The 9140-nt window shown below is 64.6% G+C and carries 7 protein-coding genes; 2 read left to right on the top strand and 5 right to left on the bottom strand.

All coding sequences use genetic code 11. The annotated features are described in order from the left end of the window. Positions 1 to 454 precede the first annotated feature (454 nt). A complete protein-coding gene (locus ABS769_RS05230; RefSeq protein WP_168957805.1) occupies positions 455 to 1369 on the bottom strand; it encodes a LysR family transcriptional regulator in 915 nt (304 codons plus the stop codon). A 99-nt stretch (positions 1370 to 1468) separates the two neighbouring features. Here ABS769_RS05230 and ABS769_RS05225 point away from each other — a divergent pair, with 99 nt between their 5' ends. Continuing rightward, entirely contained in the window at positions 1469 to 2680 is a 1212-nt protein-coding gene (locus ABS769_RS05225; protein ID WP_043908415.1) for an MFS transporter, read from the top strand. 58 nt (positions 2681 to 2738) lie between these two features. Further along, on the top strand, positions 2739 to 3770 hold the full coding sequence (locus ABS769_RS05220) for an aldo/keto reductase (protein WP_023904531.1): 1032 nt from the start codon (positions 2739 to 2741) through the stop codon (positions 3768 to 3770). 257 nt (positions 3771 to 4027) lie between these two features. On the opposite strand, the gene ABS769_RS05215 is transcribed toward ABS769_RS05220, so the two are convergent. The 4 genes from ABS769_RS05215 to ABS769_RS05200 form a co-directional block, all read right to left on the bottom strand. Continuing rightward, complete coding sequence (locus ABS769_RS05215; protein ID WP_317060607.1) at positions 4028 to 4627, bottom strand: hypothetical protein; 600 nt, start codon at positions 4625 to 4627, stop codon at positions 4028 to 4030. Between the two features lies 1 nt (position 4628). Next, entirely contained in the window at positions 4629 to 6371 is a 1743-nt protein-coding gene (locus ABS769_RS05210) for a S8 family peptidase (RefSeq protein ID WP_350498117.1), read from the bottom strand. A gap of 151 nt (positions 6372 to 6522) precedes the next feature. Further along, entirely contained in the window at positions 6523 to 7137 is a 615-nt protein-coding gene (locus ABS769_RS05205) for a hypothetical protein (RefSeq protein WP_317060606.1), read from the bottom strand. A 1-nt stretch (position 7138) separates the two neighbouring features. Then, positions 7139 to 8887, bottom strand: a complete 1749-nt coding sequence (locus tag ABS769_RS05200) for a S8 family peptidase (protein WP_317060618.1) — start codon at positions 8885 to 8887, stop codon at positions 7139 to 7141. Positions 8888 to 9140: the final 253 nt, after the last annotated feature.

Genomic DNA, 9140 nt, shown 5'->3' with positions numbered 1-9140 from the left:
GTCCTTGCCCGCTCACCGTCGCGGGACCTTACGCGGCATGGATGCCGCGTAAGAGCCTACACGGACGTACTTGCGGCGTGTCCCGCGATGGTGGGCGGGCAAGGGCCCTGCAGCCAGGCCGCAGATCATCATGCGGCATTGATGCCTTACAAGAACGTACTTGCGGCGTGTCCCGCGATGGTGGGCGGGCAAAGGCCCTGCAGCGAGGCCACAGATCATCATGCGGCATTGATGCCGTACACGGGCGTACTTGCGGCGTGTTCCGCGATGGTGGGCGGGCAAGGGCCCTCCAGCAAACCCGCAAATCATCCGCTCTACAACCAACCAATCCACACCGTTCGATCACCTCCCAAGACGAGCGCAAGGCTACGATTGTTGGAATGCATCCGGCCCTAACAGCACGCATCGATCCACACCCTGCGAGCATCTGCCGGAGCTACCACCGCGCCAACGCTCAAGTAGCCACTTCCCACGGCGGCACCTCGCCCAGACGCTCCAGCAGAAACTCCACGAACGCGCGCACGCGCGGCGGTTGCAGCTGGCGTGCCGGCATCACCGCGCTGATCTGCGAGGTGGGCGGTGGGTAATCCGGCATCACTGCGACCAGGCTGCCGGCGCGCAGCTCATCGGCGATATGCCAGTACGAATGCAGCGCGATGCCCTGACCGGCGAGCACCGCATCGCGGATCAGCTCGCCGAAGTTGCTCTCGAAGCGGCTCTGCATGCGCACCCGCACCAGACCGCCTTCGGGCGTCTGCAGCGTCCAGACGTCCTGGCGGCCGTCGCGGCCCATCAACAGCACGCCGGCATGCCCGGCGAGATCGTCCGGCGTGCGCGGGGTACCGTGGCGGCGCAGATAGTCGGGCGAGGCGGCGAGGGTGCGGCGGTTGTCGGCGATGCGCCGCGCCACCAGCCCGGAGTCGTCCAGCGTACCGATGCGGATCGCCAGATCGAAGCCCTGCTTGACCAGATCCACCAAGTCGTCGCTCAGGTGCGCACTGATGCGCACCCGTGGATGGCGGGCCTGGAACTCCGGCAGCAACGGCGAGACGTATTGCCGACCGAACGAGGCCGACAGCGTCACCCGCAAGGTGCCGCCGACATCGTGCGCGCTCTCGCGCAGGTCGTCAGCCAGCGCATCCAGATCTTCCACCAGCACACGGCCGCGTTCGGCCAGTTGCTGGCCTTCTGCGGTGGGGTGCAGGCGGCGCGTGGTCCGGTGCAGCAGGCGCACGCCCAGATCACGTTCGAGCCGTTTGAGGCGCTGGCTGGCCACGGCCACGGACAGATCCAGGCTACGTGCGCCGGCGGTGATCGAGCCGGCGTCGAGCACACGCAGGAACAGGGCGATGTCGCCGAGACGGTCCATACGATTCTCAATGCTGCGTTGATAGTGAATCAGGATAGCAGGGGTTTTTACGAAAGACGCAGCGGCGCAGGCTGTGCGCAGTCCTCCTTGGCTCCCCTCATGTCCGCTTCCGTGCGTTCTTCCCGTTTTCCTCCGGCGCTGCTCGCGCTGACCATCGGTGCGTTCGGCATCGGCACCACCGAGTTCGTGATCATGGGCTTGCTGCAGCAGGTGGCCACCGATCTGAATGTGTCGCTGACCGCCGCCGGCCTGTTGATCAGCGGCTACGCGCTGGGCGTGTTCGTCGGCGCGCCGGTGCTGACCCTGGCCAGTGCGCGGCTGCCGCGCAAGGCGGTGCTGGTCGGGCTGATGGCGATTTTCACCCTGGGCAACGTGGCCTGCGCGCTGGCGCCCGATTACGCCAGTCTGATGGCCGCACGCGTGCTGACCTCGCTCGCCCACGGCACCTTCTTCGGCGTGGGCGCGGTGGTGGCGACCTCACTGGTGCCGGCCGACCGCCGCGCCTCGGCGATTTCGCTGATGTTTGCCGGTCTCACCGTCGCCACCTTGCTGGGCGTGCCGGCTGGCGCATGGCTGGGGCTGCAGTTGGGCTGGCGCGCGACGTTTTGGGCAGTGACGGTGATCGGCGTGCTGGCCACCGCTGCGGTGGCGCTATGGGTGCCGGCGGCCGCGGGCGCTGCCGTGCCGGTGCCGTGGCGGCAGGAAGTGGCGGTGCTGGCACGCGGTCAGGTGCTTCTGGCATTGGCGATGACGGTGATCGGCTATGCCGGTGTGTTTGCGGTGTTCACCTATATCCAGCCACTGCTGGTGGATGTCACCGGCTTCGCGCAGGCGGCGGTGTCGCCGGTGTTGTTGGTGTTTGGCATGGGCATGATCGTCGGCAATCTGCTGGGCGGTCGCCTGGCCGATCGGCGCCCCACCGCGACCCTGCTGGGCAGCTTGGCTGCCTTGGTGGTGGTACTCGGTGCGATGGGCTTTTTCCTGCATAGCAAGATCGCCATGGTGATGTTCGTCGGCCTGTTGGGCGTGGCCGCGTTCGCCACCGTGGCGCCGCTGCAGTTGCGCGTGCTGGAGCATGCACGCGGCGCCGGCCAGAACCTGGCCTCCAGCCTCAATATCGCCGCGTTCAATCTGGGCAATGCACTGGGTGCGTGGCTGGGCGGGCTGGTCATCGCCACGCGCGCCGGATTGGTGGCGACGCCGTGGGTTGCCGCATTGCTCACCGCCGTGGGCCTGGGCATCGCGTTGTGGAGCGTGCATCTGCAGCGTCGTGGGGCGAACGCGCCAGCCGCATGCGTGCAGGCGGGTTGATTCGCTCCTTCGATCGACCGGCACTGCGCGCGTTTCTTTCGATTTCCAGGAGTATCTGATGGACACACGTTTTCTCGGTCGTTCCGGCTTCAAGGTGCCGGTGCTTGGCCTGGGTGCCGGCACGTTTGGCGGCAAGGGTCCGCTGTTTTCCGCATGGGGCGACACCGATGTGGCGCAGGCACGGCGCATGATCGATCTGTGTCTGGAGGCAGGCATTAACCTGTTCGACACCGCCGATGTGTATTCCGATGGTGCTTCTGAGGACATCCTCGGTCAGGCACTGCAGGGCCGCCGCGATCAGGTGATCATCTCCACCAAGACCGGTTTGCGGTTAGGCGATGGGCCCAACGATGCAGGCGCTTCGCGCTTCCGGTTGTTGCGTGCAGTGGATGCTTCATTGCGACGCCTGCGCACCGACTACATCGACCTGCTGCAGCTGCATGCCTTCGATGCGATGACGCCGATGGAAGAGACCCTGTCCACGCTCGATGCGCTGGTGCGCGCCGGGAAGGTGCGTTATCTGGGCGCGTCCAACTACGCCGGCTGGCAGCTGATGAAGTCGTTGGCGGTGGCCGATGCGCAGGGCTGGAACCGCTTCGTCGCCAATCAGACCTATTACTCGCTGGCTGGGCGCGATTACGAATGGGAGCTGATGCCGCTGGGCATCGACCAGGGCGTGGGCGCGGTGGTGTGGAGCCCGCTAGGCTGGGGCCGGCTGACCGGCAAACTGCGCCGCGGCCAACCGCTACCGGAACACAGCCGCTTGCATGCCACTGCCGCCGCTGGCCCGGCGATCAGCGACGAACGCCTGTTCGATATCGTCGATGTGCTCGACGCCATTGCCGAAGAAACCGGCCGCAGCGTGCCGCAACTTGCCATCAACTGGTTGCTGCAACGGCCGACCGTGAGCACGGTGCTGATCGGTGCGCGCGACGAGGCGCAGCTGCGCCAGAACCTGGGCGCGGTCGGTTGGTCGCTGACACCGGAGCAGCGTGCGCGCCTGGATGCGGTGAGTGCGGTGGAGCCGCCGTATCCGTACTACCCCTATTGGCGCGGGCACTTTGCCGAACGCAGCCCGCTGCCGGTGTAACCCGGGCTGCGCCATTGCACCACGCTGCAACCCGATCGCTGCAGCGTGGCCTGCATCACCACAGCCGCTTCACAAGCGCGCAGAAAGCTGATCCTCCGGCATAGGGTGACCGGGGTGCTCGCCGACCAATGGGAGCAAGCGCACGCCAGGGTCGTCATGCGACAACGCGTGCCCGCAGCAGCAGGCACGCGTGCCGATGTGTGTGAAGGATGGACGCCATGCGGGCCGGTGCCGCTTAACCAGAATGGTCTGCGCCTTCAGCGCAGCCGTGGGACGGCCTGGATCACATGCAGGACCGCCTCACTGACGCCACCGCCACGACGTACCGTCGGTAAGGCCGCAAGGGCGGCGGGTACGGAGGGATAACCAATCATGCCAGTGCCGTCCTGCGCGGCCTCCAGTACCGTGCCGTTGGTCTGCCGTGCCAGCCGGGCAATGGTATCGGCGTCGCTCGCATAGACTTCCAGGCGTGGCGATGCAACGACCGGCTGGCCATTGCGCTGATTGACCGCCACCATCAACGGGGCCTCATCGGCAGTGCCAGCAGGGCTGCTAGCCGCGTTACGCGCTGCCTGGCCGAGCGTGAGCACATACGGGCCGACGCGTGCGGGTATCCCGACATTGTCCGCAGCGCTGGTGCGGCGCGCGCCGGGCGTGTCGAGTGCCTCGTTGCGCGGGCCTGCCTGCACCTGGCGTTGAATCCTGGCGCCGGGGACAAGCCTGAAGTCGGTGTCGCCGATTTTGAAACGTTGCCCGGTGGCGGCGCGCTGAAATTCCAGCCGTTCGGCTTGTTGCGCTGCTGCGGGCACGCTGGCGAGCATGCAGAGGAAGAGGGTCGTGCCGAGAATTAGCTTCATGTCAATGTCCCAGGATGCGCAGTTTGAAACCCGTCAATCGGGCGGAAACGTCCGAGCCGGTCATGTCCGTCACTTCCAATGTCCATGCGCCGGCAACGTTCTCATCGAGAAACGCATTGCTGGTGGAGAGTGGAATATCGAAGCCGGTTCCCTGTGTGATCGGGTCGAGCGCCTGGAACGGCGTCAGCACATGGCTACGCGTTCCGCTAGGTGAAATCAGCACCACGCGCAGGTTGGTCGGCGTCTTGTGGGTGGTCTGCATCGACCATTGCACGGTGTCGACCTTGAGCGTGTCGCCCAGACGCAGCTGCAGCGTGGCCGGCGCGTCGGGCCCACCGATAACCGAGCTGCCTGCACGAGCGGCCTTCCAGCCCAGATCGCGTTGTGCCGGTAACGGTTTGAAGGAATACGCCCGATAGACCGCCTCGGCCGCGTCGACAAGGCCGAACCCGTACCAATTGCTGAAGGTGTGGCCCGCGGCGTTGGTGATCCAGCCCGGCTCAATCACGCTATCTCGGTAACGGACCACCGGTTGCGCCGGATCGATCTGGCGCGCGCTGGTGGCCAGGATATATTTGAGGTCGCGCGCGCTGAGCGAAGGGTTGGCTTGCAGGATCAGTGCGACCACGCCGGCCACCGTGGGCGCTGCTGACGAGGTGCCATTCATGGTGGCGGTGTAGTTGCAGGATGCATCGATCGAAGAGTTGCTGGTATCCAGGGCGTTGAGCGGTGGAGAATTTGGATCGTTCCTGTTGTCACCGACCGCGCAGCCGGTCAAATCGGTGGTGACGATGGCGGGGTCGTACAAAACGGCTTGCGGAGAATCACCAAAAAACCGGCGTTGCAAGCCGAATTCGCCGCCAAAGCCGCTGACCCACAATGCCGCGCCGGCAGAGGAGTAAGACGATCGAACGCCTTTTGCATTGACCGCGCCAGCCATGATGATCAAGGGTTGGTTGCTGACCGGATCGGTCGCCGGAGTGGAGCAGGTCACCTGCAACGATGCAGCCAACGCAGTGCATTGCTCGACGTCATTGCCCTGGGCATCCGGGATGGTGAAACTTTGGAACGTGTTGCCGCCTGATTGAATGTACAACCCGCCCTTGCCGCCTCTGCCGCTGCGCATCAGCCGCTCCAGCGAGCGCTCGGCCGCAGGAGATACGGTCGGGTAGAACGTCAGGTTGGCGCCAAAGCTGTTGTTGAAAACCTGCACATCGCGCGCTTCGGCAGCGTTGCCCCACGACGCCCGCAGATTGGTATCGAAGTCGGTGGGGCTTTCTTCGGAAGACAGAATATTGAAGCCTTTCATCTGTGCGCCGGGAGCAACGCCGCGGCCACCGATGCCGTTCCAGCCGACCGCTGCCATGATGCCGCCGACCATCGTGCCGTGCGAATCGCCGTTGCGTGGCGTCGGGTCGTTGGAGCCGTCGACAAAATTCTTTGAACCACCGGGCACCACGTTGGCAAGCAGGTCGGGATGGCGCAGCTCCAGCCCGTCATCGACAACGGCCATGGTGATGCCTTGACCGCGCATGCCCAGCGTATGCAGCGGCTCGACATTCAGATCGATTCCTGCGGTGGGGCGCGTATCTGCAATCACCGTTTGCCCATTGTTGAGTAGATGCCATTGATAGCGAAACAAGGGGTCGCCTGCTTCCGGCGGTCTTGGTTGCCCTAGCGGCGATGCAGTGGTTTGAGCCACCGCAGGTGCGATGGGCGTGATGCCGCACAGGGCCAGCAACATGGCGGAAAACAGCCGTTGCCGTTGTGGGAGAGAAGTCATCAAGAGGGTCCCTTTGAGTGGTGAGCGAGGATGTTGGGGTGGACGCGGAGATGGCGCCGCCGACGGCGCGCCAGAGGCCACGGCCGCAGGCGTTTGCCTGCGGCCGTGGCACTCACATCGGTTGCATGACCGCCTGCATCACCACCAGCGATACCTGCGCGATGCCGCTGCTGCGTTGCACGGTTGGCAACGCGCGTTGCGCCTGTTCGATGGATGCATAGGTGATCACCGCGCTGCCATCCACCTCGGAGGCATAGGCGACGGTTCCACCGGAGCTGCCTGCCAGCGAGGTCGCGGTGGCTGGCGTGGTGCCGATCAATTTCAGTTGCGGCCTGACCAGCACCACGCGTCCGGTGCGCTCGTTCACTGCCGCTGCCAACGTGCGTTCGGCGCCGGAGACGCCAGCGCTGCGCGCAGCGCCAGCGGTGTTGTCCAGCACTACGGCATACGGGCCGATGCGTGCGGCAACCTTGCCTGTGGCTACTGAAGAAGTAGCACTTGTGCGCGCCTTGCCGGACAAGGGCGCTGATCGTTCCGCATCGTCAGCCGGCAGGGTCTCGGCAACCACCGAGCCTGGCAGCATGCGGAACATGTCGGCTCCGGATTTGAAACGCTCGCCGGTGGCCGCGGCGCTGAGCGTATTGGCATCCATGTACTGCGCGGCTTGCGCCAGGCCGGACACTGCAACGCAACCGAGCAACAACGAAACAACAAGTGTGTTCTTCATGTCAGTGCCCCACGATGCGAAGTTTGAACGTCTTGAGTGCAGCAGTGGTCCTGGGCTCGCTCATGTCGGTGACTTCCAGCGTCCACACGCCCTGCGAGGTTTCGTCCAGAAACGCGTTGCTGGAAGTAAGGTCGATATAGAACCCGGTCTTGGCATAGGCATCGGCATCCAGCGCCGAGAACGGCGTGAGCACATAGCTGCGTGTGCCACTGGGCGATACCAGCACCACCCGCAGATTGCTGGGCATCAGATGCGCGGTTTCCAGCGACAGTTGCACCGATTCGACCTTCATTGCCTGCTTGATGCGAATCCGCTGGGTGGCCGGCCGCGCCGGCCCACCGATCTGGCTACCTGCATTGCCGGACTTGACCCAGCGTGTGTCGCGCATCGGCGGCAGTGGCGTGAAGTTGCTGGCCTTGTAAACGGCCGCCGCCGCATCGGCCAACCCGAAGCCATACCAGTTACTGAAGCGATGCCCGGCGGCATTGGTGATCCAGCCCGGATCGATCACGCTGCCCTGATAGGCCACACGTGGTTGCCACGGATCGATCTGCCGCGCGGTGGTGGCCAGGATGTACTTGACGTCGCGCGCGCTCAGGCTGGAATTGGCACTGAGGATCAAAGCGGCCACACCGGAGACAGTAGGCGCCGCTGCCGAGGTGCCATTCATGATGCCGCTGTAATTGCACGATGCATCGATCTTGGAAGCGCTACCGTCCAGCGCGTTCAATACCGCCGCGGGATTGTCGACGTTGTAGCCTGCCTGGCAGCCGCTCAGATCGGTGGAGACAATGGCCGGGTCGTAAGCGAACGGCGCGGTATCCGGCGCGAAGATCTGCGCTGCGTTGGGGTAGAACTTGCGCTGTCGCCCGAACTCGCCACCAAGACCGGACACCCACAATGCAGAACCCGACGACGAATACGAGGCGCGTTGCCCCTTGGCATTGACGCTGGCAACGACAATGGTGCCCGGCAGGTTGGCCAGCGGATCGATGTTGGCCAGGGCGCAACCGACATTCAATGTGCGCGATAGCTCGCTGCAGATGTTGACGGGCGTTCCGGTCTGGTCCGGCACGCGCAGGCGCCTGAAGCTGTTGCCCGCAGACTTGACGTAGATGCCGCCAAGACCGCCGCGGGTCGATCGCATCAAGGCTTCCCAGGACTGTTGATCCTCCACCGGAAAATCGAAGTAGATCGGCGCGACCGACCCCCAGCTATTGTTGAACACATCGATGTTGCGCGCCTCGGTTCCATCGCCCCACGCATAGCGCACGCTGGCATCGGAGATGGACGACGCCCGCCCGAACAAATCGAAGCCGGCAAGCAGCGCTTCCGGTGCGACGCCGCGCCCACCGCGGCCGTTCCAGCCGACCGCACCGATGATGCCGGCCACCAACGTGCCATGCGCATTCTCGGGATCGATGGGAGTTGTGTCGTGCGATCCGTCTTCGAAGTTGTGCGAGCCATTCGGCAGGATATTGTCGACCAGATCTTCGTGGCGCAGTTCCAGACCGTCATCCACCACGCCAACCCGCACGCCGCGGCCGCGAATGTCGATGGCGTGCAGGATATCCACATCCATATCCACGCCAGGTACCGGGCGGCTGTCGCCGATCACGGCCTGTCCCTGGTTGGAGATGTGCCATTGATAACGCAGTAGCGGGTCGCCTGCGTTGGCCCGGGCAGCGGTCGCCGGCTGTGCGGCAAGCGCAGCGATTGGTGGGCTGCCGATCAGCACGGCGCCGATCAGCAGTGCGAGATGTCGCCTGTGAAAAAGGTTCATTCCGTTTGATTCCGGTCAAAGGGTAGGCACGGTTAAAGCGACACAGTTCCCCGCCCGGTCGATCAGGCGATCGGCCAGTGCAACTGCTTCAACACATTCGGGCCGTGCCTATCGAGCCCGAATCGGCAGAATCAGTAGACGTTGAAAAGTGAATTCACGCGGCAATGGCCGCGTTGAGGAAACCCGATCAGGCAACGCCGGAGGCATGCGCCTGGCAGTA

The organism is Xanthomonas hortorum (assembly GCF_040279205.1).
Lineage (GTDB): Bacteria > Pseudomonadota > Gammaproteobacteria > Xanthomonadales > Xanthomonadaceae > Xanthomonas > Xanthomonas hortorum_F.
This window is presented reverse-complemented; position numbering and strand designations above follow the sequence as displayed.

Coding starts and splice junctions, on each gene's coding strand:
- ABS769_RS05230 (WP_168957805.1), bottom strand. CDS start 1,369: ATGGACCGTCTCGGCGACATCGCCCTGTTCCTGCGTGTGCTCGACGCC.
- ABS769_RS05225 (WP_043908415.1), top strand. CDS start 1,469: ATGTCCGCTTCCGTGCGTTCTTCCCGTTTTCCTCCGGCGCTGCTCGCG.
- ABS769_RS05220 (WP_023904531.1), top strand. CDS start 2,739: ATGGACACACGTTTTCTCGGTCGTTCCGGCTTCAAGGTGCCGGTGCTT.
- ABS769_RS05215 (WP_317060607.1), bottom strand. CDS start 4,627: ATGAAGCTAATTCTCGGCACGACCCTCTTCCTCTGCATGCTCGCCAGC.
- ABS769_RS05210 (WP_350498117.1), bottom strand. CDS start 6,371: ATGTTGCTGGCCCTGTGCGGCATCACGCCCATCGCACCTGCGGTGGCT.
- ABS769_RS05205 (WP_317060606.1), bottom strand. CDS start 7,137: ATGAAGAACACACTTGTTGTTTCGTTGTTGCTCGGTTGCGTTGCAGTG.